At 66.8% G+C, this 26,679-nt stretch carries 29 protein-coding genes and 1 pseudogene; 19 read left to right on the top strand and 11 right to left on the bottom strand.

The window, feature by feature from the left end; all coding sequences use genetic code 11:
- Window positions 1-15: 15 nt before the first annotated feature.
- The 3 genes from NI1_RS31595 (at window position 16) to NI1_RS38260 (ending at window position 1,070) form a co-directional block, all read left to right on the top strand.
- On the top strand, window positions 16-399 hold the full coding sequence (locus NI1_RS31595) for an acyl-CoA thioesterase (protein ID WP_218026850.1): 384 nt from the start codon (window positions 16-18) through the stop codon (window positions 397-399).
- Window positions 399-800, top strand: coding sequence for an acyl-CoA thioesterase (locus NI1_RS31590; RefSeq protein ID WP_067828317.1), 402 nt, complete (start codon window positions 399-401; stop codon window positions 798-800). The genes NI1_RS31595 and NI1_RS31590 overlap by 1 nt, the downstream gene beginning before the upstream one ends.
- A 111-nt stretch (window positions 801-911) precedes the next feature.
- A complete protein-coding gene (locus NI1_RS38260) occupies window positions 912-1,070 on the top strand; it encodes a hypothetical protein (protein WP_157535440.1) in 159 nt (52 codons plus the stop codon).
- Between the two features lie 19 nt (window positions 1,071-1,089).
- On the opposite strand, the gene NI1_RS31585 is transcribed toward NI1_RS38260, so the two are convergent.
- Window positions 1,090-1,428: a winged helix-turn-helix transcriptional regulator gene (locus NI1_RS31585; protein WP_067828315.1), complete on the bottom strand. Its 339-nt coding sequence runs from the start codon at window positions 1,426-1,428 to the stop codon at window positions 1,090-1,092.
- Window positions 1,429-1,498: 70 nt separating this feature from the next.
- Between NI1_RS31585 and NI1_RS31580 the strand changes: the two genes are divergently transcribed.
- The 3 genes from NI1_RS31580 to rplL all read left to right on the top strand — a co-directional run bounded on the left by NI1_RS31580 (window position 1,499) and on the right by rplL (window position 2,942).
- Window positions 1,499-1,825 carry a YciI family protein gene (locus tag NI1_RS31580; protein ID WP_067828312.1) on the top strand — a complete coding sequence of 109 codons (327 nt, stop codon included), beginning with the start codon at window positions 1,499-1,501 and terminating at the stop codon, window positions 1,823-1,825.
- Window positions 1,826-1,832: 7 nt separating this feature from the next.
- A complete protein-coding gene (locus NI1_RS31575; protein WP_084524069.1) occupies window positions 1,833-2,471 on the top strand; it encodes a cysteine hydrolase family protein in 639 nt (212 codons plus the stop codon).
- A gap of 87 nt (window positions 2,472-2,558) precedes the next feature.
- The gene (rplL, locus tag NI1_RS31570; RefSeq protein WP_067828309.1) at window positions 2,559-2,942 is read left to right on the top strand and encodes a 50S ribosomal protein L7/L12; all 384 of its coding nucleotides are present in this window, start codon (window positions 2,559-2,561) and stop codon (window positions 2,940-2,942) included.
- Here rplL and NI1_RS31565 read toward each other — a convergent pair.
- A complete protein-coding gene (locus NI1_RS31565) occupies window positions 2,902-3,918 on the bottom strand; it encodes an LLM class flavin-dependent oxidoreductase (protein WP_067828306.1) in 1,017 nt (338 codons plus the stop codon). The two genes, rplL and NI1_RS31565, sit on opposite strands and share 41 nt — an antisense overlap.
- 142 nt (window positions 3,919-4,060) lie before the next feature.
- Between NI1_RS31565 and NI1_RS31560 the strand changes: the two genes are divergently transcribed.
- Entirely contained in the window at window positions 4,061-4,675 is a 615-nt protein-coding gene (locus NI1_RS31560; RefSeq protein WP_067828304.1) for a dihydrofolate reductase family protein, read from the top strand.
- Between the two features lie 7 nt (window positions 4,676-4,682).
- On the opposite strand, the gene NI1_RS31555 is transcribed toward NI1_RS31560, so the two are convergent.
- The 3 genes from NI1_RS31555 to NI1_RS31545 are packed head-to-tail and all read right to left on the bottom strand — an operon-like array spanning window position 4,683 to window position 7,393.
- Window positions 4,683-5,849, bottom strand: a complete 1,167-nt coding sequence (locus NI1_RS31555; RefSeq protein ID WP_067828301.1) for an NADH:flavin oxidoreductase — start codon at window positions 5,847-5,849, stop codon at window positions 4,683-4,685.
- Window positions 5,846-6,430: a TetR/AcrR family transcriptional regulator gene (locus tag NI1_RS31550; protein ID WP_067828298.1), complete on the bottom strand. Its 585-nt coding sequence runs from the start codon at window positions 6,428-6,430 to the stop codon at window positions 5,846-5,848. The genes NI1_RS31555 and NI1_RS31550 overlap by 4 nt, the downstream gene beginning before the upstream one ends.
- 36 nt (window positions 6,431-6,466) lie before the next feature.
- Window positions 6,467-7,393 (bottom strand): alpha/beta hydrolase fold domain-containing protein, encoded by a 927-nt coding sequence (locus NI1_RS31545; protein WP_067828295.1) that lies wholly within the window; start codon window positions 7,391-7,393, stop codon window positions 6,467-6,469.
- An 85-nt stretch (window positions 7,394-7,478) separates the two neighbouring features.
- On the opposite strand from NI1_RS31545, the gene NI1_RS31540 reads away from it, so the two are divergent.
- Entirely contained in the window at window positions 7,479-8,873 is a 1,395-nt protein-coding gene (locus tag NI1_RS31540) for an amidase (RefSeq protein ID WP_067828292.1), read from the top strand.
- On the opposite strand, the gene NI1_RS31535 is transcribed toward NI1_RS31540, so the two are convergent.
- A complete protein-coding gene (locus tag NI1_RS31535; protein ID WP_067828289.1) occupies window positions 8,874-9,197 on the bottom strand; it encodes a rhodanese-like domain-containing protein in 324 nt (107 codons plus the stop codon). It abuts the gene before it with no gap.
- 83 nt (window positions 9,198-9,280) lie between these two features.
- Between NI1_RS31535 and NI1_RS31530 the strand changes: the two genes are divergently transcribed.
- Complete coding sequence (locus tag NI1_RS31530; RefSeq protein WP_067828286.1) at window positions 9,281-9,748, top strand: MarR family winged helix-turn-helix transcriptional regulator; 468 nt, start codon at window positions 9,281-9,283, stop codon at window positions 9,746-9,748.
- Here NI1_RS31530 and NI1_RS31525 read toward each other — a convergent pair.
- Together NI1_RS31525 and NI1_RS31520 are read right to left on the bottom strand one after the other, a co-directional pair.
- On the bottom strand, window positions 9,732-11,759 hold the full coding sequence (locus NI1_RS31525) for a CocE/NonD family hydrolase (protein WP_067829140.1): 2,028 nt from the start codon (window positions 11,757-11,759) through the stop codon (window positions 9,732-9,734). The genes NI1_RS31530 and NI1_RS31525 overlap by 17 nt on opposite strands.
- A 159-nt stretch (window positions 11,760-11,918) precedes the next feature.
- Complete coding sequence (locus tag NI1_RS31520) at window positions 11,919-12,341, bottom strand: MarR family winged helix-turn-helix transcriptional regulator (RefSeq protein WP_067828282.1); 423 nt, start codon at window positions 12,339-12,341, stop codon at window positions 11,919-11,921.
- A gap of 84 nt (window positions 12,342-12,425) precedes the next feature.
- On the opposite strand from NI1_RS31520, the gene NI1_RS31515 reads away from it, so the two are divergent.
- The 8 genes and pseudogenes from NI1_RS31515 (at window position 12,426) to NI1_RS31480 (ending at window position 20,925) form a co-directional block, all read left to right on the top strand.
- Window positions 12,426-14,183, top strand: a complete 1,758-nt coding sequence (locus tag NI1_RS31515) for an ABC transporter ATP-binding protein (RefSeq protein WP_067828279.1) — start codon at window positions 12,426-12,428, stop codon at window positions 14,181-14,183.
- A gap of 84 nt (window positions 14,184-14,267) precedes the next feature.
- Window positions 14,268-14,948, top strand: a complete 681-nt coding sequence (locus tag NI1_RS31510; RefSeq protein ID WP_067828276.1) for a TetR/AcrR family transcriptional regulator — start codon at window positions 14,268-14,270, stop codon at window positions 14,946-14,948.
- Window positions 14,945-15,802, top strand: a complete 858-nt coding sequence (locus NI1_RS31505; RefSeq protein ID WP_067828273.1) for a 3-hydroxyacyl-CoA dehydrogenase — start codon at window positions 14,945-14,947, stop codon at window positions 15,800-15,802. The genes NI1_RS31510 and NI1_RS31505 overlap by 4 nt, the downstream gene beginning before the upstream one ends.
- Window positions 15,803-15,851: 49 nt before the next feature.
- Window positions 15,852-17,277, top strand: a pseudogene (locus tag NI1_RS31500) (oleate hydratase).
- 106 nt (window positions 17,278-17,383) lie between these two features.
- Window positions 17,384-18,040, top strand: a complete 657-nt coding sequence (locus tag NI1_RS31495; protein ID WP_067828270.1) for a hypothetical protein — start codon at window positions 17,384-17,386, stop codon at window positions 18,038-18,040.
- A gap of 183 nt (window positions 18,041-18,223) precedes the next feature.
- Entirely contained in the window at window positions 18,224-19,120 is an 897-nt protein-coding gene (locus NI1_RS31490; RefSeq protein ID WP_157535439.1) for a hypothetical protein, read from the top strand.
- A gap of 100 nt (window positions 19,121-19,220) precedes the next feature.
- Window positions 19,221-20,120 carry an RNA polymerase sigma-70 factor gene (locus tag NI1_RS31485; RefSeq protein WP_067829137.1) on the top strand — a complete coding sequence of 300 codons (900 nt, stop codon included), beginning with the start codon at window positions 19,221-19,223 and terminating at the stop codon, window positions 20,118-20,120.
- A gap of 61 nt (window positions 20,121-20,181) precedes the next feature.
- Window positions 20,182-20,925 carry an SDR family NAD(P)-dependent oxidoreductase gene (locus tag NI1_RS31480; protein WP_067828265.1) on the top strand — a complete coding sequence of 248 codons (744 nt, stop codon included), beginning with the start codon at window positions 20,182-20,184 and terminating at the stop codon, window positions 20,923-20,925.
- A gap of 79 nt (window positions 20,926-21,004) precedes the next feature.
- Here NI1_RS31480 and NI1_RS31475 read toward each other — a convergent pair whose 3' ends face one another.
- The 3 genes from NI1_RS31475 to NI1_RS31465 form a co-directional block, all read right to left on the bottom strand.
- Window positions 21,005-21,619: a hypothetical protein gene (locus NI1_RS31475; protein WP_157535438.1), complete on the bottom strand. Its 615-nt coding sequence runs from the start codon at window positions 21,617-21,619 to the stop codon at window positions 21,005-21,007.
- Window positions 21,620-21,712: 93 nt separating this feature from the next.
- The gene (locus NI1_RS31470) at window positions 21,713-21,907 is read right to left on the bottom strand and encodes a DUF397 domain-containing protein (protein ID WP_067828259.1); all 195 of its coding nucleotides are present in this window, start codon (window positions 21,905-21,907) and stop codon (window positions 21,713-21,715) included.
- Window positions 21,904-22,803: a helix-turn-helix domain-containing protein gene (locus NI1_RS31465; protein WP_067828257.1), complete on the bottom strand. Its 900-nt coding sequence runs from the start codon at window positions 22,801-22,803 to the stop codon at window positions 21,904-21,906. The genes NI1_RS31470 and NI1_RS31465 overlap by 4 nt, the downstream gene beginning before the upstream one ends.
- A 665-nt stretch (window positions 22,804-23,468) precedes the next feature.
- Between NI1_RS31465 and NI1_RS31455 the strand changes: the two genes are divergently transcribed.
- Together NI1_RS31455 and NI1_RS31450 are read left to right on the top strand one after the other, a co-directional pair.
- Complete coding sequence (locus tag NI1_RS31455) at window positions 23,469-25,583, top strand: TRAP transporter permease (protein WP_245663495.1); 2,115 nt, start codon at window positions 23,469-23,471, stop codon at window positions 25,581-25,583.
- A gap of 1 nt (window position 25,584) precedes the next feature.
- On the top strand, window positions 25,585-26,574 hold the full coding sequence (locus NI1_RS31450) for a TAXI family TRAP transporter solute-binding subunit (RefSeq protein ID WP_067828251.1): 990 nt from the start codon (window positions 25,585-25,587) through the stop codon (window positions 26,572-26,574).
- Window positions 26,575-26,679: the final 105 nt, after the last annotated feature.

Here is a 26,679-nt window from a genome sequence, read left to right as displayed (position 1 = left end):
TGGTATGAATGCCGGGTGGCTCGACACCTCTTCCTCTGCCCCCTGCGGTGGTCCGATATGGACGCCGACGGGCACGTGCACAATGCCGAACACCTGCGCTACCTGGAGGAAACCCGGATCGACCTGTTCCGGTCGCGTGAGTTCTCCGGTTCCAGCGTGGTAGCCCAGATGGATATCGACTATTTGGTCCCGCTGCGCTATCGCGATCGCCCGGTGCGCGTGGAGTCCTGGGTGACCCGGGTCGGCGGTTCCTCGTTCACCCTCGAGCAGGAGATCCGCGACGACGACGTGGTGTATTCGAAGGCCGTGTGCGTCATGGTCGCGTTCGACCAGGCCACCCAGAAGTCCCGGCCGATCCCGGATACCGAGCGCGCGATGCTCGAGGAGCTGAAAGCCTGATGCACACCTACCAGATCCAATTGCGCCGCACCGATATGGACGCGCTCCAGCACCTCAACAACGTGGTGTTCGCCCAATACCTGGACGAGGCCCGCGCCGATCTGCTGGCCGCGCACGAATCCCCGGACGCCGCTTGGCATGTCGTGGTCGCCAACCAGCGCCTCACCTACCGCACCCCGCTGGTGTTCCGCCGCACCCCGGTCACGGTGGCGACCACCGTCGCCCGCATCGGCACCTCCTCCTTCACCCTGGCGCACGAGATCCGGGACGAGGCGAACGTCTACCTCACCGCCACCTCGACCCTGGTGGCCATCGGCGACGGCGCGTCCCGTCCGCTCACTCCCGCCGAGCGCGAGTATCTGACGGGCCTGTCCGCCGATACCCTCACCGCCGCCTCCTGACGCCGCTCGTAACAATCCGGTGAGGTGATGGACACGACCGGCTGATTCCATGAAAAAGGGGAACTCCACCGCTGCGAGGCTTTCAACGCGGAGAACCCCGAGGAGGACGACATGGATGAGCCGGTCTGCATGGATTGCTGGCGTCGCGACAACCTCACCTTCGCTCAACGCCTGGATCCCGCATTCGTGAAGCCCGGACCGGTGCACCGGTGCGCCATGCACCGCCGGTTGCGGGACGAGCATCTCGATCGCGGCGACAAGGCCGCGTAATCGCCCACCCGAGCGGGAGTCACGGTTCTTCGATCTCGACTCCCGTTCGCGCACACCGCTTCTCGCCCCATTCGTAGAGGGCGGTCAGCACCGGGACCAGGCTCCAGCCTTCCTCGGTCAGGTCGTACTCCACCTGCGGCGGCACAGTGGGATACACGGTGCGGCGCACCAAGCCGTCCGCCTCCAGTTCCCGCAATTGCTGGACCAGCATCTTCTCACTGGTGCCCGGCATCAGCCGCCGCAGTTCGCCGTACCGCCGCACGCCTTCCTTGAGATGCGCGAGAATCACCGGTTTCCATTTGCCCCCGATCAGGTCGACGGTCACCTCGACGGGGCAGTAGTAGCGCTTGGGTGGCATCCTCGCCTCCGGTACTTACCGAAAAGTGCGTTCTTGTAACACTGTAATCATCACGCTTCCATGGGTTCTCATGAAGGTGATTACATTCGATCGATTCAAGCCCGGCGTCACGCTGGAGACCATCACCCCGTTCCTGCCCGAGGAGGTCGCCAACGTCTGGCGGTTGTGGAAGGCCGGGATCGTGCGGGAGAACTACGCCCGCGCCGACGAACCCGGCGTGGTGATCGTGTTCGAGGTCGACAGCGTGGAAGAAGCCAAACGCTACATCGAGGATTTCCCGCTCACCAAGAAGGGCTTCCTGGAGTGGACCTATGTACCCGTAACCGCCCCATTGCCGTTGGAGGCGTTGATGTCTCCCGAGGTGGATGTGGCCGAACCCTACGACCGGACCGCGTGAGGCCCCCGTGCGGAGCGCATTCGGCCTGACCATTCCGCAGACCGTCGAGGATGCCTGCGATCCGGGGCGGATGGCGGTGATCGTCTACGACATGCAGGTCGGCATCGTGAGCCAGATTCCGGACGGCGAGCGGATCGCCAAGGCCTGCTTGGAGCTGCGGGATACCGCCCGCGCCAACGGTTTTCGTGTCTTCTACACCCGCCACATGTCGATTCCGCCGGCCGCGGCGGGAGTCGCGCAATTGCGCACGGCCATGGAGTGGCAGCGCGTGGACGATCCGGCGGACCTCGGGACGGCTTTTCCGCAGGGCTCACCGCAGTATCAACTGATCCCGGAACTGACCCCCGGCCCGGACGAGGTGGTGTTCGACAAGATCACCATGTCGGCGTTCGCGGGCACCCCCCTCGATATCGCCCTGCGCGACTTGGGCATCGACAGTTTCGCGATCGCCGGTATCGCACTCGAGGTAGGTATCGAACCGACCGTCCGCCATGCCACCGACCTCGGCTACTTCCCGATCATGGTGACCGACGCCTGCGGAGCCGGCCACCCCGCGGCCGCCGAACGCGCCTACTCCACACTCGATTTCGCGGGTGGCTCCCGCACCACCGAGCTGGCGACGCTCACCGGCCTGATGACGATGTGAACCGTCAGCAAATATCTTCGGCGGCGATGACCTGCGTTGACCTATCATGGGAGGCACCGCCTGGTCGGCGTTCGAAGGAAAATTCTCATGGCCAAGATGACCACCGAAGCGTTGCTCGACGTGTTCAAAGGTATGACGCTGCTGGAGCTTTCGGAATTTCTGAAGGCTTTCGAGCAGGAGTTCGGGGTGAGCGCCGCCGCCCCCGTCGCGGCGCCCAGCGCCCAGGATGCTCCGGCGGCGGAGGCCGCGGACGAGCAGAGCGAATTCGATCTGGTGCTGGAATCGTTCGGGGACAAGAAGATTCAGGTCATCAAGGCCATGCGCGAGATCATTCCCGGGCTGGGCTTGAAGGAGGCCAAGGACCTGGTCGAGGCCGCACCCAAGGCGGTGCTCGAGAAGGTCGACAAGGATGTCGCCGAAACGGCCCGGGTCAAACTGGAAGCCGCCGGGGCGCGCGCCGCACTGCGGTGAGCAGCCGGCGGTGTGACTCCAGCTTGGCGGCGCGATCGTAAGTGCTGGTGTGGACGAGGATTTCGTCCGCACCGGTGCGCGCCACCAGGTCCTCCAACGCGGGCAGCACCGTCTCTTCGGTGCCGTGAATATGCCCGCGCAGCGACTCCTCGAAGATCTTGCGCTGCCGTTCGGTCATGGGCTCGCGTTCCACCTGTTCGGGCGCGATCAATGGCGGGAACTCGCCGCGGGTGCGCGAATACGCGGCCGCCCACGCCTCGGGCAGCAGTAGCCGGTGTGCGGCCTCCGGGCTGTCGGCGATGACCGCCGACGCGGACACCATCACGTAGGGCTCCACACCCCACGCACTCGGCCGGAAGTCGTTGCGGTAGCGCGCAATTGCCGCGACCATGGCATCCTCGCCCGAAATACCGGCGATCACCAACGGCAGCCCGAACCGCGCCGCCCGATCCGCCCCGGAGGCGGTCGCCAGCAGGAACGCCGGAACCCGCAACCCCTCCCCCGGCCAAGCATGCACCCCGTACCGCCCGCTCTCGAAGTACTCGAGCAGCTCGGTCAGCCGCTCGTCGAAATCGTCGGCATCCTGCTTGCCGTGCCCGAGCGCCCGCCGCACGCCGTCGGTGAACCCCACCGACCGCCCCAACCCCATATCGATCCGCCCCGGATACACCGACTCCAGCACCCCGAACTGCTCGGCCACCACCAACGGCTGATGATTGGGCAGCATCACCCCACCGGTCCCGACCCGAATCCGCGCGGTAGCCCCCGCCACCGCCGCGGCCAGCACGGTCGGCGCGGACCCCGCCACTCCCGGCACACTGTGATGCTCCGACACCCAGAACCGGTGATATCCCCATTCCTCGGCCAGCCGCGCGAACTCCACGGTCTCGCGCAATGCCTCCGGATGGCTCTGCCCGGCCCGGGTCCGCGAACGGTCCAGGATGGAGAAGCGCACAGCCTGTAGTGGCGAGGTCATACTCACCCCCAACGCTCTGACCCGGAATTGATTCCGGGGCCGCCGATGAGTTCCCACACCCTTTCCCGTCTGCACCTACGAACGCACCACGCGAGTGGTCGCACCGAAATTCATCCACCCAACCCAGGTCAGGAACATCGTCATGCGCAAACTCACCGCCGGCTTCTTCATCTCCCTCGACGGCGTCGTCGCCGACCCGCAGGACTGGCATTTCCCCTACTTCGACGACGCCATGGGCGAAGCCGTGACCGCCCAGCTCGGCGGAGCCGACACCCTGCTCCTCGGCCGGGTCACCTATGACAGCTTCGCGGGCGCTTGGCCGGAGCGTGAGAACGCCGGCGGCGACGATGCCGGGATGGCGAAGGCACTCGGCGATGCCCGCAAAATCGTCGTGACGCACCAGGATCCGGATTTCACCTGGCGCAATTCCGAGAAGTTGCGGGGCGATCTGGTCGAAGCCGTGGACGCGCTCAAGCGGGAGCCGGGCGAGACCGGTATCGCCATCAGCGGTTCACCGTCGGTGGTGCGGCAGCTGCTGGCGGCGGGTCTGATCGACGAACTGCACCTGCTGGTGCATCCGCTCACGGTGGGCAAGGGTGCGCGCCTGTTCGAGGACGGGCAGTCGATCCCGCTGCGGCTGCTGTCGGCCACGCCTTTCCCGTCCGGGGTCGTCCACGCGATCTACGGCCCGGCCGAGGCTCCCGCCGCGGCCGGGTACGACGAGGCCAGAACCCATCTGGCGCAGGGCGATCGCTGACGATCGGTCAGCGCACGGGGCGCAGTACGCAGCGGGTGCCGGTGTAGATGGTGGGCATGCATTCGTTGCAGTGCACGCAGGCCGAGCGAGTCGCGAGGTCGGATTGGATGCGCTGCAACAGATTCGGCTCCCGCAGCAGCGCGCGGCCCATCGCGACGAAGTCGAAACCCTCCGCCATGGCGGTCGACATGGTGTCGTGGTTGGTGATGCCGCCCAGCAGGATCAGCGGCATGGACAGCTCGCGGCGGAATTGGCGGGCGCGTTCCAGGAGGTACGCCTCCTGGTAGGGGTACTCCTTCAAGAAGGCGCGGCCCAGCAGCCGGAACCCCCAACGAGCCGGTCCCGGAAGGGTTTTGGCGAAGGAGCGGCGCGGGGCGTCGCCGTGGAAGAGCAGCATGGGATTGAGCAGCGAGCTGCCCGCGGTCAATTCGAGGGCATCGAGCGCGCCGTCGGCCTCCAGCCAGGCGGCGATCTGAAGGGACTCCGGGAGGGTCAGCCCACCGGGGCGGCCGTCCTCCATGTTCAGTTTGGCGGTTACCGCGAGCCGGTCGCCGACGGCTTCCTGCACGGCGCGGGCGATTTCGCGGGCCAGCCGGGCACGGTTCTCGGTGGAGCCGCCGTAGCGATCCTTGCGACGATTGAGCAGCGGGCTCAGGAACGAGCTCACCAGGTAGTTGTGGCCGAAATGGATTTCGACGGCATCGAAGCCGGATTGCTCGGCCAGCCGCGCCGCGTTCACATGCGCGGCGATCAGCTCCGGAATCTCGGACTCGGCGGGCACCTTCATGAAACGCATGCCGAGCGGGCTGAACATGGGGCTCGGCGCCAGCGCGGGCACCCGGTTGGAGGCGGCGTTGGCGACCGGTCCGGCGTGGCCGATCTGCGCACTCACCGCGGCGCCTTCGGCATGCACCGCATCGGTCAATCGACGCAGTCCCGCAACGGCTTCCGGCCGCATCCAGATCTGATGTCGGTCGGTGCGGCCGCCGGGGGCCACGGCGCAGTAGGCGACCGTGGTCATGCCGACCCCGCCCGCCGCGACCTCGCGATGGAATTCGACGAGCTCGTCGGTGACGAGCGCGTCGGGCGTGCGGCCTTCGAAGGTGGCGGCCTTGATCACCCGGTTGCGCAAGGTGATCGGCCCCAGCTGGGCGGGGGCGAAGACGTCGGTCACTGTGGTTCTCCTGTCGGCGCGGTCAATCCGGCCACCACGAAATTCCGCAGGGTGGCCACCGCTCGTTCGGACAGCTCCCGGTCCCCGGTGCTGCCGAACTGCGTGATGATCAGGTCGAAGGCCAGCATCCAGCGGCGGCGTGCCTCCAGCTCGGCCAGCTCGGGCAGTAGGCCGACCCAGGAATCCATCCGGAACCAGGGCAGCTTCCATGCGGTGAGCTGCCGCCGCATGACGAAGCGGGCCAGCAGCCGCAGATGCAGGCGGCCGACCGGATCCGCGGCCAGCTCCACGAACGGCGCGAGTACCGCGTCCACCACGGCGGGCACGGCGGCCGGCGAGTCGGCGTGCGCGGCGGTCACAGCGGTGAGCCGGTCGGCCCACAGCGGGCCCAGCCGGTCCTCGATGAGCGCGCCGACCAGGGCCTCCTTGGACCCGAAGTGGTAGTGCACGGCAGCCGGATTCGCCCCGGCCGCGGTGCAGATGCCGCGCACCGACACCTCGTCGTACGGCTCGGTGAGCAGTAAGCGCTCAGCGGCGGCCAGCAACCGTTCGCGGGTGCCCGCGGCGACCTTCTCGACCATGCCGAGTAGTGAAACAGGTTTCAAACAGTATTTCAATCATTGATTGAACGCGCTGGCCAGGCGCGCGAAAATAACCTTCCGTGCGGCTTTCCCCTCCGGAGTCGGCGTCAGTGGGTACACGTGCACCAAACCCACGCCGTCATGGAATTCCACCTCGACCCCCGCCCCGCGCGCCTTCTCCACCAGCAGCTTGGTGTCGGGATAGACGATGTCCCGCGACCCGCAGAAGATCGTCAACGGGCCGAGCCCGCCCAACTCCGCGCACAACGGGCTCACCCGCGGATCGTCGAGCGGCAGCTCACCGCGCCAGTACTCGATGAAAACCTGAATCCCCTTGCGCCCCAACCACGGATCGGTGGGCAGCACGATATCGATCTCCGGATTGTTCATCGACAGATCCAGCGCGGGCGCGATCAACACCGTGCGCGGCAGCGTCACCCCGTACTGGTCGCGCAGCAGCACCGCCGCCGACAGCGCGATCTGACCACCGGCGGAATCACCTGCCAGACAGACGTTTCCGTACTCCGTCCGCTGCTCGAGCGCGATCTCGGCGACCACCGGCACCACCTGCGATGCGGTGGCGAACGGCACCAGCGGATAGATCGGCACCGTCACCGCCAGCCCCGCCTCCGCCGCGATATCCGCGCACACTCCCCAGTGCTGCTTGGAGATCTCGTTCACCCAGCCGCCGCCGTGCGTGTACACCACCGCACCGCGCACCCGCCCGCGCTTCGGCGTGAGCGTATAGATCGGCCACCCCGCGCGCCTCCGCACCTCGATCTCGACATCCGACCGCAGTCGCCGGGGCGGACCGTACGCCAGCGGCCGCAGACTCCGCTCCCGCAGATGTTCCCGCGCCGGCTCCGCGTGCAGATATTTCCGATTGACCCGCATCAACCGCAGCAATCCGGGAATGGCTCGTGCGCTGGCGAAACTCGGCCGATCGGCCGCTGCGGAACTCATCCACCCACAGTAGGCAACGAGGGGGCGTTTTCAGCACCGAAGGGTGTGGCGACATGGGAGCCGGTTGCTGCCAGAATTCGGAAGTATGGGCACTAACGAAGTCACGTCCGCCGACATCACGCAGCAGCTGGAAGCGCTCGACAGCGGGGCCGTCTCGGTTTCGGAGCTGATCGAGGCGACGCTGACGCGGATCGAGGAGCGGGCGGACCTCGGGGCCTTCACGCGGGTGCTGCACGAGCGGGCCCGGGCCGAGGCCGCCGAGCGGGACAAGGAGCGGGCGGCGGGGGCGGAACTCGGCCCGCTGCACGGGATTCCGATCGCGGTCAAGGACGAGATCGATGTGGGCGGGGAGGTCACCAGCTTCGGGACGCGGGCCAATCGGAGGCCGGTGGCGGCGGATGCGGAAGTGGTGCGGCGACTGCGCGCGGCGGGGGCGGTGATCGTGGGGAAGACGGCCATGCCGGAGTTCGGGCAGTGGCCGTACACGGAGTCGAGCACCTTCGGGGTGACACGGAATCCGTGGAATCGGGAGTTCAGCACCGGTGGATCCAGTGGCGGTTCGGCCGCGGCGGTGGCGGCCGGGCTGGTGCCGGCCGCGCTGGGCGGGGACGGCGGCGGGTCCATCCGGATTCCGGCGGCCTGCTGTGGATTGTTCGGGTTGAAGCCGCAGCGCGGGCGGGTGCCGGTGGCCCCCAATACCCATCTGTGGTGGGCGCTGGGCGTCGCCGGCCCGCTGACCCGCAATGTGCGCGATTCCGCCCTCGTCTACGACGCGATCCGCGGCGACGATCCGGCGGATCGGTTCCGGGCCCCGGACCCGGTCATGTCCTTCACCGCGGCGGCCGCCCGCGAGCCGGGCCCGCTGCGCATCGGCTACACCGTGAAACCGCAAGCGCCACTGATCAAACCGCATCCCGAACACGCCCGCGCGGTGCGCGAGACCGCGCAATTGCTTGCCGGCCTCGGCCATACGGTCTTCGAGGTGGACCCGAAGTTCCCCGAATCCACCCCGGCCTTCCTCCCGCAGTTCTTCGGCGGCGTGCGCGCCGAGGCGGCCGCGGTCGACGATCCGGCGTTGCTGGAACGCCGCACCCGCGAAACCGTCCGCCTCGGCGCGTGGGCGCGGCAACCGGTGATCGAATGGGCCATCGAGCGCGGGGAAGCCTTGGCGCGCACCGCCGATGACATCTTCCGCGACTTCGACCTACTGCTCACCCCGACCATCGCCATCCGCCCGCCCCGCCTGGGCGTGCTCGACGGCGCCGGCACCGTCCGCGCCCTGCGGGCCTCCATGCCGATGATCGCCTACACCAGCTTCTGGAACGTCACCGGCCAGCCCGCCGCCTCGATCCCCGCCGGCCTGGGCACGGACGGCCTCCCCCTGTCGGTACAACTGATCGCCCCGGCGAACGGCGAAACCACCATCCTCCCGGTCGCCGCCCAACTGGAGCGCGCCCGCCCGTTCCCCGCACTCGCCTGATCAGGGCTCGATCGGCAGCCCCGCCTCGGACCAGTCCCGGATGCCCTCCCGGTACTTGCGAACGTTGGTGTAGCCCAGCCGTTCCAGCCGGCCGGCCACCTGCTGGCTGTTCGGGCAGGAGACATCGGAGCAGTAGGTGACGATGGCGGCGTCGAGGTCGGGCAGCAGGGTCGGCGCCTGCGCGTCCACGTCGGCTTCGACCAGCGGCAGCGCGCCCGGCAGGTGCGCCTTGGCGTAGTACTCGCCGCCCAGGGCATCGAGCACGATCACGGTCCCGGCCTCGATCTCCTTGGCGAGTTCCTCACGAGTGATCAACGCGGTCATGGGTTTTCCCTTCCGGTGAATTTTATGTGCGTGTGCACGCTACTACTTATGTGCGCGCGCACGCAATGGGTTAGGCTGATCCGGTGCCGAACTCCCCCGACCGCCGCCACCCGGCCCTCGGCGCCTGGGCCGCGCTCCTCCAGGTGCATGCCAAGTTGGTGCCCGAACTCGACGCCGAGTTGCGCCGCGCCACCGGACTACCACTGAGCTGGTACGACGTACTTCTGGAACTCGACGGCCCGACGCGATTGCGGATGAGCGATCTCGGCGAGCGCGTAGTGCTCAGCCGGACGCGGGTGAGCCGCTTGGTGACCGAGATGGAATCGCACGGGCTGGTGCGGCGCGAATCCAACCCGGAGGACGGCCGTTCGGCGTTCGTCGCCATCACAGCCGAAGGGCGGCAACGCTTTCGCGCAGCCGCCCCGCACTATCTGGCCGGAATCCAAAACCGGTTCGCCGGCGGTCTCGACGACGCCGAACTGGATGCGGTGGGTGCGGCACTGCGAAAAGTGCTCTCCCCCACCGCCTTACCGCTTACAACTCGCGACTGATCGGAACGTTGACCCAGCTCGGCGCGTTCGGATCGAGTTCGATGTGCTGTGGCCGCAGTCCGCTCTCGTTCAACAGCGGGCGCAGCGGCAAGCCGCGCGGGAAGTTGAAGGCGAACACGTCCACCCGCAGCCGGTGGCCCGGTTGCAGGACGGCGTCGGTCGCGGTCAGGCCGAGATCGAGCTGGGTCGGCTGACCTGGGACCAGCGGCTCGCGATCGTCGAGGGTCAGGTACGGGTAGGGGTCGGTGTAGTCGCCGTTCGCCGAGCGAGTTGCCCGGGACTCGTCCACCTTGCGTAGCGACGCGGTCAGCTGGCCCGAGGTGAGCACGGTCGACTTGCCGTCCGGCGCAACATCATTGAGGGTGGCGGTCCAGTAGCCGTCGGTGGCGTCCAGCACCGTGTTCAGGTGCAGGTTCACCGCGCCGGAGATCAGGGTCGCCTCGCTCACCGGCGCACTGGTGAAGGTGAGCCCGTTCAGCTCCATCGGCCGCGCGTCCTTGGCGCAGGCATCCAGCAGCGCCGTCACGCCCGCGGTGATCTGCGCGCTGTCCCGCGAGCACAGGCTCACGATGCCCGGGCTCACCGTAAGCCGCTCCGCCGCACCGGGTTCCGCGCTCAGGCTGCCGTCGTGCAGGCTGGTCGAGGTGGTGCCGCTGGGTGCGGCCGAGAGGTACATGCGCCGGTAATCCACGTCGGCGCGCGGGAATTCGCCGCCGCTGGTCCAGCCGCCGCCCTGCTGGTACAGCGTGACGGGGCCGTACCCGTCGATACCGTTGTCGATGCCCTTGAGCCACTTGTCGAACCACGCGCGCTGCAATACATCCAGGCGCGGCGGCAGACCGGGCGAGCCGAAGCCGCTACCCGGATTGACGTGGTAGGTGTCGCCCATGATCAGCTGCTTCTGCCCGGGCGGCAGATCGATCGCGTTGTAGATGCGCGGTTCGGAGTAGGTGAAGATGTCGTGCCAGCCGCCGACCACGAAGGTGGGCACCCGCACCCGGTCCGGATGCCCGAGCCAGGCGGTGCGCAGCGAGCTGTCGGTCTCCAGCAGCTGCTTCAGATTGTCCGGGATCTCCGGCACCGAATTGATGGTCAGCGCCTGAATCACGTAGTCGAAGAAGGTCATCGGGCTCTGGAGCCGGTCGGCCAGCCACTGCCAGTCGAACTGACCGGAGAAGATCGCGGTCAGATCCGGGATCCATTTCAGGCTGTTCACGCCGAGCAGCCACGGCGGAATGAAGCCGAATCCGAGCGCGCCGCCGGTGGCCAGCACATCGCGCACCAGATCGCTGCCCGGCTCGACCGGGAAGATGGCCTTCAAGGCCGCGGGCTGGTGTTCGGCGGCGTGCACCTGGTTGATGGCGGAGTACGAGATGCCGCTCATGCCGATCTTGCCGTCCGACCACGACTGCTTGCTCGCCCAGTCGATCACCTCGACGCTGTCGAGCTGTTCGCGCTCCTGGAAGACCTGCCAAACCCCTTCGGAGAAGCCGGTTCCGCGCACATCCACCACGACCTGGGTGTAACCGCTCTGCACCAGTTTGCGGTCGGCGGTGAAGAGCCGCGCGGCGCCGCCGGGCAGCGCCTTGGTGAGTTCGGTGAGCCCGCCCAAACCGTAGGCGGACAGGTCGAATCCGGAGAGGAAGCCATTGAGCACGCTCTCCAGACCGGGGATCGACAGCGCCGAATCCGCGATCATGGACATGAGTTTCGTGTACGGCGTGAGGTTGACGATGGTCGGCAACGGGGCGTCGACGATATTGCCCGCGCCGTCCATCGGCCGATAGACGTTGGCCTTCAATACGGTTCCGTCACTCATGGTGATCGGCACGTCCCAGTCGATGTGCACGCCCGGATACTGCGGCGCGGCGTCCTGGGTGGCGGTCCAGGCCGCGCCCGGCCCGCCCGCATCCGGTTCCGTGGCCGCGGTGACCGGGCTGAGCAGTCCGCCCACGACGGCGGCGGCCGCGCAGGCCGCCAGCGCTCCGGCCGCGCGGCGGCCGACCTTCATCAATCGCATTCGATGCCCCGAGTCGAATTGTGGGGAACCCCTACGTTCCCCAAACTGACTGGACAGTAACTTGCGCCACATCGGGAAGCAAGACGTGGCCTGCGCCACCTACGCGCGATGCGCTGTCGCAGATGAGCCGCGGCGTTCGCGCCCGCTCGATCAATCCACGTTCAAGGCAGCGAGCAAGTCGCGCAGGGTTTCTCGCTGCTCCCGGGAGAGCGGCGCGAAGATCTCCGCCGCGGCGGCCCGGCGAGCCGCGGACATCTGTTCCACGGTTTTCCGGCCCGCGGTAGTCGGGGTGACCAGGGTCGAGCGGCGGTTGGCCGGATCCGGTGCGCGGTCGACCAGTCCGGCGGCGGCCAGGCCGTCGACGACCGTGGTGGCCGAGCGCGGCACGATGCCGAGATGGCCCGCCAGCGCGGACATGGTGAGCGGGCCGTCGGCGTGGCCGAGAATGCGCAGCGCCCGCCCCTGCGAGGGGGTCAGGCCGAGCGGCGCGAGCCGGGCCATCTGATTGCGCCGGATGCGCTTGGAGGTGCGCAGGAAGAGATCGGGGAGGTCGGGTTCCGGGGCGTTCGCCATGATTCTGAGCATAGATCATTGTTTCGGGAAGAATTATGAGTCAAGCTCAGTTATAGCGCGTAGTTCCTTCGAAAGGAGGCGCCTATGGCCTCGCAACCACAGCTTCGCCGGATCGTCCGGCTCTTCCATCCGTATCGCGGCCGCCTCGCCCTGGTGGCCGCTCTCGTGGGCCTGTCCTCGCTGGCCGGGCTGGCCTCGCCGTTCCTGTTGCGCGGCATCATCGACGATGCCCTGCCGCACGGGCGCACCGGCCTGCTCACCGCCCTCGCCGCCGGCATGATCGTGGTCGCCGCCCTGACCAGTGTGTTCGGCGTGCTCCAGACCTATATCTCGACCGCGGTCGGGCAGGACGTCATGCACGATCTGCGTTCGGCGGTCTACGCCCGGCTGCAATCCATGCCGCTCTCGTTCTTCACCGCGACGCGCACCGGAGAGGTGCAGTCGCGCATCGCCAACGACATCGGCGGCATGCAGTCGACCGTCACCTCCACCGCCACCTCGCTGGTCTCCAATGCCACCTCGGTGATCGCGGCCGTCATCGCCATGTTCGCACTGGAATGGCGGCTCACGCTGGTCTCGCTGGTCATGCTGCCGGTGTTCGTGTGGATCAGCCGCCGCGTCGGGTCCGAACGGCGGCGCATCACCTCGCAGCGGCAGAAGCAGCTGGCGTCCATGTCCGCCATCGTGGAGGAGTCGCTGTCGGTGAGCGGCATTCTGCTGGCCCGCACCATGGGCCGCTCCCCCGCCCTGATCGACGACTTCACCCGGGAATCGCGGGGCTTGGTCGACCTGGAGATCCGCTCCTCGATGGCCGGACGCTGGCGGCAGTCCACCATCGGCATCGTGATGGCGGCCATGCCCGCGATCATCTACTGGGCGGCCGGGCTGACCTCGGCCTCGGGACATCCGCTGGTCTCCATCGGCACGCTGGTCGCGTTCACGACCTTGCAGGCCGGATTGCTGCGCCCCGCCGTCATGCTGCTCTCCACCGGGGTCGAAATCCAAAGCTCCATGGCACTTTTCGGGCGCATCTTCGAATACCTGGATCTGCGGCCCGATATCGAGGAACCGGCGCGGCCGGTGGCCTTGCCCGCCACCGTCGGCGGCGAGGTGCGGTTCGAGCACATCGGGTTCGCCTACGATCCGGCGGATCGGCAGACCCTCGACGATGTCGACCTGATCGTTCCGGCGGGCACCAGCCTCGCCATCGTCGGCGAAACCGGTTCCGGCAAAACCACTCTCGGATATCTCGCGGCGCGGCTGTACGACCCCACCGCCGGGCGGGTCACGCTCGACGGCATCGATATCCGCGAGCTGTCCTTCGCGGATCTCGCGGCGGCGGTCGGCGTCGTCTCCCAGGAGACGTACCTCTTCCACGCCTCGGTCGCGGACAACCTGCGTTTCGCCAAACCCGATGCGACGGAAGCGGAATTGCACGACGCGGCGCGCGCCGCACAGATCCACGACCACATCGTGTCGCTGCCCGAAGGGTACGACACCATGGTCGGCGAACGCGGTTACCGGTTCTCCGGCGGCGAGAAGCAGCGTCTGGCCGTAGCCCGTGCCATCCTGCGCAATCCGCCGATCATGATCCTCGACGAGGCCACCAGCGCCCTGGACACCCGCACCGAACGTGAGGTGCAGGCGGCCATCGACGCGCTCGCCGCGGGACGCACCACCATCACCATCGCGCACCGGCTCTCCACCATCCGCGACGCCGATCAGATCGTGGTGCTCGACAAGGGCCGCGTCGTGGAACGCGGCACCCATCAAGAACTGCTGGCCCGCAACGGCTTCTACGCCGATCTGCTCTCCCGCGACGAGGTGCTGGCGGCGGCCTGAGCCGCCAGGGGTTGCGCATGCGGTAGCCGCGAGTATGCTCAGAAATGAGTCCACTCAGAAACGAGCTCAGGTTCGGAGGTGGGTATGGCGATTTCCAGGCATCCCGGCCAGGTCGGACGGCGTGCACAGAAGGTGGAGGACAAACGTGCTCGGATCTTTACCGCCGCATCCGCCCTGTTCGCCGAGATAGGCTACGAGCGAGCAACCACCCAGCAGATCTCCGATCGCGCCGATATCGCGGCGGGGACGCTGTTCCGGTACGCGGCCACCAAAGGCGAACTGCTGCTGATGGTCTACAACGAGCAGTTCCGCACCGCCCTGGAACGGGGCGATCGGGAGTCCCGCTCGGAGAGCGATCCGGCGCAGGCGGTGCTCACCATGCTGCGGCCGATCCTGGAGGCCGCTCAGGACAATGTCGAGAACGCCGTCGCGTATCAGCGGGAGCTGCTTTTCGGCTCGCCGGCCGACACCTATCGCGCCGAAGGGCTCGCGCTGGTCGCGCAGCTGGAGGCGATGATCGCGAACCGGCTGATCGAGGATGCCCGGGCGCACGGCGCGGATCCGCCGGATCTCGGGTATCGCGCGCAGCTGGCGGGGCGCAGCGCCTTCGCGGTCCTGCATCTGACGCTGGCGCGGCCGGCCACCGGGGCGCATCCGGGACAGGACGCCGTGAAAGACCTTTGCGCACAGGTACTTCAGATCGTCACCGGGTTCTGTGCGGAACTCGGTTACCACGCTGCTTCAGGAAAGGAAGGTCAGGCATGAGCATCGACATCCGGAAGGTGACCGTACTCGGCACCGGCGTGCTGGGTTCCCAGATCGCTTATCAGACAGCGTTTCACGGGTTCGAGGTCACTTCATACGACATCAATGACGAGGCGTTGAGCGCGGCGCGCAAGCGCTTCGAGGGCTTGGCCGCGGCCTACAAGAACGACAAGATGCCGGGCGCGGACGACAAGGCCGATGCGACGGCGGCGGGGATCGCCCTCACCACCGATCTCGGGCAGGCGGTCGCGGACGCCGATCTGGTGATCGAGGCGGTGCCGGAGGTGCTGAGCCTCAAGCAGGACACCTATCGCAAGCTCGGCGAACTCGCCCCGGAGCGCACGATTTTCGCCACCAACTCCTCCACGCTGCTGCCCAGCGCCATGAAGGATGCCACCGGGCGGCCGGACAAGTTCCTGGCGCTGCACTTCGCGAACCTGGTGTGGAAGTTCAATACCGCCGAGGTGATGGGCACCGAGGACACCGATCCGGCCGTGTACCAGGCGGTGGTGGAGTTCGCGAAGGCCATCGGCATGGTGCCGATCGAATTGCACAAGGAGAAGGCGGGTTACGTCCTCAACTCGCTGCTGGTGCCCTTGCTGAATGCCGGAATGGCTTTGGCCGCAGGCGGTTACGCGGATCCCGAGGACGTCGACAAGACCTGGCGGATCGGCACCGGCGCACCGGTGGGGCCGTTCCAGATCCTCGACATCGTCGGGCTCAACACCCCGTACAACATCCTGTCCAACAGCACCGAGGCGGGCGCCGAGCAGCTCGCGGCGTGGTTGAAGTCCAACTACATCGATAAGGGCAAGCTCGGCATCGCCAGCGGCGAAGGCTTCTACAAGTACTGAAACCGGTTGCGTCACAGGCACTTCGAACCAATCGACGGATAGGAGTCTCATGTACTACAGCAACGGCAATTACGAAGCGTTCGCCCGGCCCCGCAAGCCGGCCGGAGTGGACGACAAGACGGCGTGGTTCGTGGGATCCGGTCTGGCCTCGCTCTCCGGGGCAGCCTTCCTCATCCGGGACGGGCAGCTGCCGGGCAGCAAGATCACCATCCTGGAGGAGTTGAAGCTTCCCGGCGGTGCGCTCGACGGCATCAAGGAACCCAAGAAGGGCTTCGTGATTCGCGGCGGGCGCGAGATGGAGAACCATTTCGAGTGTCTGTGGGACCTGTACCGCAGCATCCCGTCGATGGAGATCGACGGGGCGAGCGTGCTGGACGAGTTCTACTGGCTCAACAAGGACGCTGTACAAGTGGTTGCTGGATCAGGGCGTGACCTTCAAGTTCGACACCACGGTGACCGACGTGGACTTCGATCTCAGCGGAGATCGCAAGCAGGCCACCAGGATTCACTGGGTCTCCGAAGGCGTCGCGGGCGGGGCGGATCTCGGGCCGAACGATCTGCTGCTCATGACCATCGGCTCGCTGACCGAGAATTCCGACGAAGGCGACCAGCACACGCCCGCCAAGCTGAACGAAGGTCCCGCGCCCGCATGGGATCTGTGGCGCACCATCGCCGCCAAGGATCCGGCATTCGGCCGCCCCGAGGTGTTCGCCGGGGACATCGCCAAGACCAAGTGGGAGTCGGCCACCGTCACCACGCTGGATCAGCGTATCCCCGAATACATTCGGAAGATCTGTAAGCGAGATCCGTTCAGCGGCAAGGTGGTTACCGGCGGCATCGTCACCGTCACCGATTCCAGCTGGCTGATGAGCTGGACGGTCAACCGGCAGCCGCACTTCAAGCAGCAGCCCAAGGATCAGCTGGTGGTGTGGGTGTACTCGCTGTTCGTCGACAAGCCGGGCGACTACGTGAAGAAGACCATGCAGGAGTGCACCGGCGAGGAGATCACCCAGGAATGGCTGTACCACCTGGGCGTTCCGGTCGATGACATTCCGGAGCTGGCCGCAAACGCCGCCAAGTGCGTGCCGGTCATGATGCCGTACGTCACGTCCTTCTTCATGCCGCGCAAGGCCGGTGACCGGCCGCAGGTGGTGCCGGAGGGCGCGGTGAACTTCGCCTTCATCGGCCAGTTCGCCGAGACCACCCGCGACTGCATCTTCACCACCGAGTACTCGGTGCGCACCGGTATGGAGGCGGCCTACCAGCTGCTCGATATCGAGCGCGGCGTCCCGGAGGTGTTCGCCTCCACCTACGACGTCCGCAGCCTGCTGGCGGCCGCCACCCGGCTGCGCGACGGCGACCCGGTCCACATCCCCGGCCCGGAGTTCCTGCGCCGCAAGATGCTGAACCGGCTCGACGCCACCGAGATCGGTGAACTGCTCACCGAATACGGCGTGATCGGCGACAAGAAGTAGCCCGGTGCGAGGCTCGGTCCGCCGAGCCTCGCCCACCGCTCGCCCCGGCACGCCTGGCGATCTTGTGTTACCCGATTCTGTCGCCCCGCCCGGCTAATCTGCCGACATGGTCCGACCCGAATCCGCCCTGCGCCGTCTGCTGCGAGACACCGGAAAGCTGCTGGAGCCGTACGGGTTTGACGGCGACGGCCCGACCTGGGTCCGGGTCGAGCCCGAGGGCGTCGCGACGGTCGGCCGCACCCGCACGCTGCGCACCTGGACCGGCGGGCAGCAGCTGCTCCGCTTCGGCCTGGAGTTGAACGCCACCCCCACCGCCTGGTGGGAGTACTGCAATTGGCGCAACGACCAGCTCTCGCTATCGCCGACCCCCATCGAATCCGCCACCGGCCCCGGCCTGCTCCCCGACGCGCTCCCGCCCGAGACCACCGAATGGTGGTCGATCCGCCTCGACGCCGTCCAGCAGGGCCACGTCCGCCCCAGCGATATCGAAGCCATTCGCGCCGAACTACCCCGCCGCGTGCACGCCTACGCCCGCCGCGCTCTCCGCCTGCTCGAGCCCGGCCAGTACCTCGCAGAACTCCAGGCCCTCCCCGACCCGCAGACCGGCACCTGGGAAGCCATCGTCGTGCTGCTCGCCGACCAGGGCCCGGGGCCGGAGCTCGACCAGGCCGTGGACCAGCTCCTGCGCAGCTGCGCCGACACCCCCGAATACGCCGCGGACGTCATCGAATACGCCCAAGCCCGAGCCGCCGCGCGGGCTTGAGGCGCACACCCGATACCCCTGCGCCCCAGCGGAATCGGCCGGGGTCGCGGTGCGCCGACGCGGATCGTATGCTGCCGCACGGATGGGTCGGGCGGACCGGCGCGTCCGTGAGCAGAATGAGGTACGTCGATGCCGCCGGGATTCCCCCGTCAAGATGATGAGCTGTGGTCGCAGGACACGGATGTGTTCGAGCCCATCGTGGACGGGTATCAGCCCGCGCGGCCCCCGGCGCGAAGCCGTTGGTGGCAGACCCGCACCGGGCGCAATGCGCTCACCGCGGGTGCGGTCGTCGTGGTGGCGTTGCTGGCCGTCGGCGGGTTCTTCGGGGCGCGCGCCTTCACGAAATCCGGTAGCACGACGGCACTTCCATCGTCGGTGACGGTGGCGCCGACGACCGTCGCGCCCACCACCTCCAAGCCGCCCGCCCAGAACGCGCCGCCGAGCGGAGCGAGCCTGGCCGAGGTGTTCGCCTGGATCCAAGAGGCCAAGACCGCCGAGGTGGCGAAGTTCCATACCGCCACCACCTCGGAGGGGAAGGTCAACGACCTGGGTACCGCGGTCGCCTTCCGGAGTCCGTCGCAGAAGATCCAATGCATGACGGCCTCGGCGACCGCCGAGAGCGGGGGCCTGGCATGCCTGGTCGCTTTCGACGATCCGCCGGCGCGGCCGTCCTCGAGTCCGAGCGGCAATTGGAAGGGCGGTTGGGTCGACTTCCCGGGCGCGACCGCGGGTATCGGGCGGCTGGCGGGTGATCCGGGGCAATTCCTGCTCGGCAACGGGCCCACTTTCGACTACGACACCCGGCTCTCGTTCGGCGACTACGACTGCCGGATGGACCAGACCGGCCTGTGGTGCGGTAACCGCGGCGCGGGCTCGGCGCTGCGGCTCAGCTCGGAAGGGGCGGAGGCGTTCGGCTGCTTGAAGAAGACCACGTCCGGCCAGTACGGCATCAACTACACCTGCACCGCGGCCACCACCACCAGCGTCCGGCCGTCCACGAGCGGCTCCGCCACCGCCACGCCCCGCCCATCGGCCGGCGGCTCCACCACCACTCGGACGTCAGCGAACCCGGCGTTCTAGCGATCCGGCCGCGGGAACTTGTCGAACATGGCGGCGACGTACTCGCATTCCCGGCGACGTTATCCTGCGAGCGGTTCCCGAGTGAGGTGAAGGAGTGTCGATGGTGGCGGAGCGTGCCGGGGATATCGCGGTGACGGCGTTCTCGGCTCATCGGAATCTGCTGTTCACGGTCGCTTACGAGATGCTCGGGTCGGCGGCCGATGCGGAGGATGTCGTGCAGGAGACCTGGATGCGCTGGGCTGCGGTCGATCTCGACGGGGTGCGGGATCATCGCGCCTATCTGGTGCGCATCACCACGCGGCAGGCGCTGGATCGGCTGCGCGCGCTCGGGCGGCGCAAGGAGACGTATGTCGGGCCCTGGCTGCCGGAGCCGCTGCTCACCGGTCCGGATGTGGCCGAGAACGTCGAGTTGGCGGAGAGCCTGTCCACGGCAATGCTTTTGATGCTGGAGACGCTGACGCCTACCGAGCGGGCGGTGTTCGTGCTGCGGGAAGTCTTCGACGTGGAGTACGAGGAGATCGCGGCGGCGGTGGACAAGACGACGGCGACCGTGCGCCAGATCGCGCACCGGGCACGGCAGCATGTCGATGCCCGGCGGTCGCGGGCGGTGGTTTCGGCGAGTCAGACACGGGCGGTGCTGGAATCGTTCCAGCGCGCGATCGAAACCGGGGATTTGCAGAGCATGCTCGATGTGCTCGCCCCGGACGTGGTCTCGATGAGCGACGGCGGGGGCATCAAGCAGGCGGCCCTGCGGCCGATCGTGGGCGCGGAGAACGTGGTTCGCTTCCTGCGGGGCGGCATCGCCAAGACCGGGGCCGAGATCACCATCGAACCCATTGTGGTCAACGGCAATCCGGCGCTGCGCTTCCGCCTGGACGGCGAACTCGACGGCGTGCTGGGCGTCGACGTCGCGAACGGCCGCATCAGCGGCATGTATTTCGTGCGCAATCCGCAGAAGCTCACCCGCCTCGAATCCGAGGTTGCGCTGACGGTGCACTGACCCCGATAGTGACGCCGGTCACAGGTTGTCACGCGTGGCCGGGGTCGTACGTCTTGTGGGCATGACTAACACGAACAAGACCTACGCACTCGTCACCGGCGCCAACAAGGGCCTCGGCCTGGAAGCCGCGCGGCGGCTCGGAGCCATGGGCTGGACGATCTTCCTCGGCTCGCGGGACGAGCAGCGCGGCCGGGCCGCCGTCGACGAACTGACCGCCGCGGGCATGGACGTGGTGCTGGTGCCCCTGGATGTCGCCTCCGACGAATCCGTCACGGCGGCAGCGGAACTGGTCCGCACCCACACCGACCGCCTGGACGTCCTGATCAACAATGCCGGCGCGCCCGGCAAAGGCACCAACCCGGCCCTGGTGACGATCGACGAAATCCACTCCGTCTTCAACACCAATGTGTACGGCCCGATCCGCGTCACCAACGCCTTCCTGCCGCTCCTCCAGGCCGCGCAGAACCCGCGCGTGGTGATGGTCTCCAGCGGGGGCGGCGCCTTCAGCGTCGTCACCGACCCCGGGCAGGCGGTCTCGAAAATGCACGAGCTGGGCTACAGCTCGTCCAAGGCGGCCCTGAACATGGTGACCGTCCGCTACGCCCAGGCCCTGCCGAACATCAAGTTCAACGTGGCCACCCCCGGCGAGATCGTGAACAAGAAGTTCGCCGCCACCGACATGAACAACAACACCGGCACACTGACCGTCACCGAGGGCACCGACTCGATCCTCCGCCTCGCCACCCTCGACGCCGACGGCCCGAGCGGGATCTTCATCGACCGCCTGGGTCCGGTTGCGTGGTAGCCGAAGCGGTTTCGCCCGGGGGCGGGCACCCGGCGGCTCCCGTCCGTGCAAGCTCCGTCCCCCGACCGTACCGTGCCCGTCACATCCAGTGACCGGGCGGAAAGAACGGTCCGCCACCGTGCCCGCTCCGCCGCCGCGACCGTTCGCGAAGCACGATCACGCCCACCACAACCGCCGCGCCGACAACTAACCCACCGCCGCCGATCAGGAACGGCAGCAGAATGCTCCACCCGAGCGAAGTCGCCATCTTCGATCCGACTGCCACGGTCACGCCACGGCTCCCGGTCGCTGTGAGCCGGTAGCTTCCGGCCTGCTCCGCGTGAAAGGTGAACTCGGCCCGCCCTTCCAGCTCATTGATCTGATAGGACTCGCTCGTCCCGTAATCGCGCAACGCGACCTGCCGCCCGCCCGGATCGGTGATGGTCACCGAAACCTCGTCCGACAATTCGAACTCACTCGCCCCACCGAACTCGAAATACCCCGTGTAATCGTGATCCGCCGCCAAATGCAGCTCCCCCGACCCGGGCACCGCAACCCGCTCGAAGCCCTGCACCTGGTCCCGCCAGCCGGTGATCTCGCCGGCCCCCACCACGATCGCCCCGATAACGCCCGCCAGTATCGCCAGCACCCCGAGCCCGATCCACCATAGTGAGGGCCGAATACGCTGCGAGGCAGGTGGATAGAAGTCTGCCATCGGTAGTCTCTTGCTCCACTTTCACGCGATTTCGGCAGAAAACGCACATCAGGACCGGATAGTGGAGCAAAAGGCTACCTGCTGACCGGCCGGTCAGCGATTCCAGATATTGCTGCGCAGGAAGGTGTCCCACTGGGCGGGCGTGAACCACAGTTCGGGGCCTCGGCCGTGGTCCTTCGAGTCGCGGATGCCGACTCGGTCGGCATCGAAGCGGGCTTCGAAGCACTCGCTGCCCTGGGGTGACTTGCTGGACTTGAACCACTCTGCGGTGGGCGGATTCACGGTCACGCCGCATACTCCTTTGCGATGGCCAGCACCAGGTCTCTGGTGTCTTCCTCGTTCAACGCTACCGCTTCGATCCCACCGATCGCCCGGCGATATCGCCCGATCACATCCTCCCGCTCCAAATAGAGACCGCCTTCTGCGCCCTCGGTGTAGATGACCGGTGGTTGCACCAATCGGCTTGTGAGCGGCGGGAATTCGAGCAGGCTGAAGGAGAGGACAACGAGACCGGGGTGCGCGCCGGTCTGGAAGGGCACCACGCGCACAGAGACGGTCGCGCGATCGGCAGGCTCGACGAGGCGACGGAGTTGCGCGGCCATCACCGCGGGCCCACCTGCTTCGTGACGAAGTACCGCTTCGGAAATCAGGACATCCAGCCGGAACGATTCGTCCTGGAGTTTCGCCTGGCGGCGGGTCGCGAGTTCAAGTCGGCGCTCCACATCGACCGCTGACAGGTCGGGCTCGTAGCCCTTGATGAGAGCACGACGATAGTCGGGAGTTTGGAGCAATCCGGGCACAAGCACGAGCTGATGCGTCGTCATGTGGTCTGTCGCCGACTCCAAGGAGAGGTAGTAGTCGAAGTTGGGCAACAACTGGTCTTCGTAAGCGCGCCACCAACCCTTCGCGGTGCCAGACCGTTTCGCGATCTGCTCCTGACGCTTGATTTCATCCCACAAACCGAGAACCAGCTCACGCTCTCCCTCCGTCACCTGGTAGAGGTCCAGAAGGTCCTTCAGTTGGGAGGTCGCGATCTTGATCTTGTGGCCGTCCTCCAGACGGCTGATCCCCTGGGGCGAGATCTCGATGTGCAGACTCGCCGATAACTGACCCTTCTTTGCCCGTATTCGATATTCACGAAGCAGCGGTCCGAGCGTTCTTCTGGGAAGCGATGTAGCAGGCATTTCATTAGCCTCACTATCTGGGAATCGCCTATCTGGAGTAGTCCAGGCTGGAAGTCCATGATATTCCACATCAATTGCCAGCTGAAAGTCCCAAAACTGCTGCCGCAGGTGTCTACTGAGCTGACGAGCGCTCGAATCGACATCGACAGGAGGCTGTAATGTCTTGGGAGACAATCACACTCGTTGCACTGGCGGCAGCTTGCGCCATCATTGCAATTTGGGGATTTGCCGGGGACTATTTAAACAACCGGTCGGACGGTGATGCCCGATTTCTCCGACTCGCCCTCACTGGAGGCGGATATATCTATATCCGGGCAGACGGCAGCGGATCCGGACGACGGCATCATGCCCAGCATCGAGCCGGGTGAATCACGATGACCTATACGGTTTCTCGGGTTCGGCACGAGCGATTGCCGGAGGATTCGCAGGCGCTGGCGTTCTCGCGGTCTGTGCAGGCGTTGATGTTCCCGCATCGTAACTGTATTGCGGGGCAAGGGACTACGAGCTCGGCTTGTGGGGCGCGGGCGCAGTTGATGGGGATCGCGGTGGCGGCGGGGTGGGGTTGGGTTGATGAGGTGCCCGAGACCGGGGCGCGGGGGTAGGCGTTTATTCGGCGTTGATCGAATACCGGAGTGTGGAATCCGGGACGGCGGTATGTTTCGCGCATGTCCGGGATGCAGGGTGAGAGACCGGATTCGGCGGTGCCCGCCGAGCTGGTGGTCGACGATGAGGAACGGCCTGCCAGGCAGTTGGCCGGGTGGGCCGGGCGGCTGATAGCGGTTTGCGCGTTCGCTGTCGCGGTGCTGGTGCTGTGGCAGGTGTTTCGGCCGTTGGCACAGGGGAGCCAGTACTTTCTGGTCATCTTTCTGGGGTGTGCGCTGCCGCTGGTGTTCTTGAGTTACAGCTCGGGGGTGGGGGTGCGGTGGCTGGATCGGATGGATGGTCCGGCTGCCATCGATTGGGTGTTGGCCGTTGTGGCGGTGGGGGTGTGTCTATATCCGGTGTGGCCCTTCACGATCGGCACCGGTGGGGGTGGGTACAACGCGTTCCTGGATCGGCAGGGGTTGCTCGATCCGGTTGACGTGGCGATGGGTGCGGTCATGTTGCTGCTTGTCCTGGAAGCGTGTCGCAGAACCACCGGGTGGGTGTTGCCGGTGGTGTGCTTGGCTTTCTTGGCTTATGGGTATTACGGCGGGTTGTTGCCGCAGCATTGGTCTATCGCGCATGCGGGGCTTGATTTCGATCAGATCGTGGATGCGTTGTACAACTCGGGTAGCGGCTTTTATGGAACCCCACTGGATGTTGCTGCCAGCTATATCGTGCTGTTCACTATTTATGGGGCGGTGCTCGACTTCTCGGGTGCGGCAAAGTTTTTCGTAGACCTGTCGGTGGCTTTGTTCCGGAAGTCCCGGAGTGCGGCGGGGCGGACCGCGGTCACGTCCGGGTTTCTGCTGGGGACGGTTTCGGGGTCGGGGACCGCTACGGCGGTGAGTACGGGGGTGGTGACCTGGCCGATTCTGCGACGGGCGGGATATCGGCCGGAGCAGGCCGGCGGGATGCTCGCCGCAGCCGGGGTGGGTGCGATTCTGTCGCCGCCCACTTTGGGTGCGGCGGCGTTCATTGTTGCCGAGTACCTTGATGTTTCGTATCTGCGCGTGCTGGTGTGGGCGACCATTCCGACGCTGCTGTATTACCTCGGGATTCTGCTGGCGGTGGAGATCGACGCGCGGCGGTTCCCGCATCGTGCGGTCGAACCCGGGGACGAGATCGGCCAGCGAGTCTCCGCCTGGAAATTGCTGGGACGGTTCGGATATCACTTCCTGTCACTGATCGCCATCGTGGTGCTGTTGGTCATGGGGGTCAGCGCCACTCGGGCGGTGGTGTACGCGACCGTGCTCACGTTCCTGCTCGCTATTGTCGATCGACTTGCGAGGCAGCGTAATTCGCCGGAGCGCGGAACCCTTCGGGAGTTCGCGACGGGTACGTTCACGGCGCTGTCGATGGGTATTCGCGCGGCACTGCCCGTGGTGGCGGTGTGCGCGGCCGCCGGGATCATCACGGCGATGACCACCAAGACGGGGCTGGGCGCACAGCTGGCCGCATTGCTGGTGCGCGCCGCGTCGGCGATTTCCGACAATGCCACCGTGGTGCTGGCGTTCACGGTCGTATTCGCCGCTGTCGCGTTGGCTTTGCTGGGGCTGGCCATTCCGGTGACCGCGTCGTTCGTGATCGGGTGGGCGATCATCGGTCCCGCACTGCTCACCCTCGGCGTATCCGCCCCTGCCACGGCGATGTTCGTCTTCTACTTCTCGGTGCTCTCCGAAGTCACCCCGCCGACAGCGCTCGCGGCGGTGGGTGCGGCGGCGGTGACCGGAGCCCGACCGATGGCCACCATGTGGCAGACGCTGCGCTATGCCCTGCCCGCATTCCTCGTACCGCTGGTATTCGTCCTCACCGAATCCGGCGACCGATTGCTGGGACGCGGATCGGCATTCGACATCGTGGCCGTCACCGCGCTGGTCTCACTCGGCGTCGCCGCCCTCGCCATGGCCACCGGCGGCTGGATTCTCGGTGTGGGGCAAGCGCATACGACGGCGCGGGTATTGGCCGGCGCGGCGGGTATCGCACTGCTGTACCCCTCACCGATCACACTCGGCATCGGCATCGCATTGCTCGCCGGCGCGGCCGCGCTCACCCGGTTCGGCCGACCGGGTCCGGACGCAGCGGCGGAGCGACCGGAAACTCGTCCGGCGGGGGTGCCGGTGGAACAGGAGAAATGATATGCGGAAGTACGCGACTATCGGTGTGGCCGTGCTGGTTTCAGCCGGTTTGCTCACGGGCTGCGGCGGCCGGCGGGACGCGCCGGCGGCCGACAAAGGCGGCGCGGTCACCTGCGAAGTGAGTCAGGAGACGCGGATCGGCATCGCCACCGGCAATGCGACCGGCGTGTACTTCGCGCTCGGAAACGCCTATGCCGAACAGATTTCCGATGCCACCGGCGGGAAGGTGAAGGCCACCGCCTCCGAAACGGGCGCATCGGTACAGAACATTCAGCAACTCGTCTCCGGCACCTATCAACTCGCGTTCTCGCTCGCCGATTCCGCCGCCGACGCGGCCATGGGCACCGGCAGCTTCACCGAAAAGCAACCGGTACGAGCGATTTCGCGGATCTACACCAATTACACGCAGGTGGTGGTCCGCGACGGCGCGGGTATCAATTCCCTGGCCGATCTGCGCGGCAAACGCGTCTCCACCGGTTCACCCAAATCCGGCACCGAGGTGATCGCACAGCGATTGCTGAAGGCCGCCGGTCTGGACCCGGAGACCGATATCTCGGCCCAGCGCCTGGACCTGGCCAAGACGGTGGACGGCATCAAGGACGGCTCCATCGATGCCCTGTTCTGGTCGGGCGGCCTGCCCACGCCGGGCATCACCGACCTGTTCACCACCGCCAAGGACAAGGTGAAGTTCCTGGATATCGTGGATGTGCTGGACAAGATGCGCACCGTGAACCCGGTGTACGAGCAGGGCATCATCCCGGCGGCCACCTACGGGCTCGCCGCCGACGTGCGAACCATAGTGGTGCCCAATCTGTTGCTGGTGCACGAAAACCTGGACGCGAACCTGGCCTGCGTGCTGACGAAGGTGCTCTTCGATCGCAAGGCGCAGCTGGAGCTGGCCAACCCGGCGGCCAAGGGGATCGACCGGGCCGGCGCGCGCAATACCGCGCCCGTGGAGCTGCATCGCGGGGCGGACAAGGCGCTGCAATAGCCTTCCGCCACAGCGGATTCCAAGGCTACTACCAGCGGATTCGGGGTCGCGGCGGCACTTGTCGGTGCCGTCGCATACCTTATGGCCATCGTGATCGACCGGGAG

The sequence above is a fragment of the Nocardia inohanensis NBRC 100128 genome (genome assembly GCF_001612945.1).
Lineage (GTDB): Bacteria > Actinomycetota > Actinomycetes > Mycobacteriales > Mycobacteriaceae > Nocardia > Nocardia inohanensis.
The sequence above is the reverse complement of the archived record's forward strand: the minus strand, read 5'-3'. Positions and strand labels throughout refer to the sequence as shown.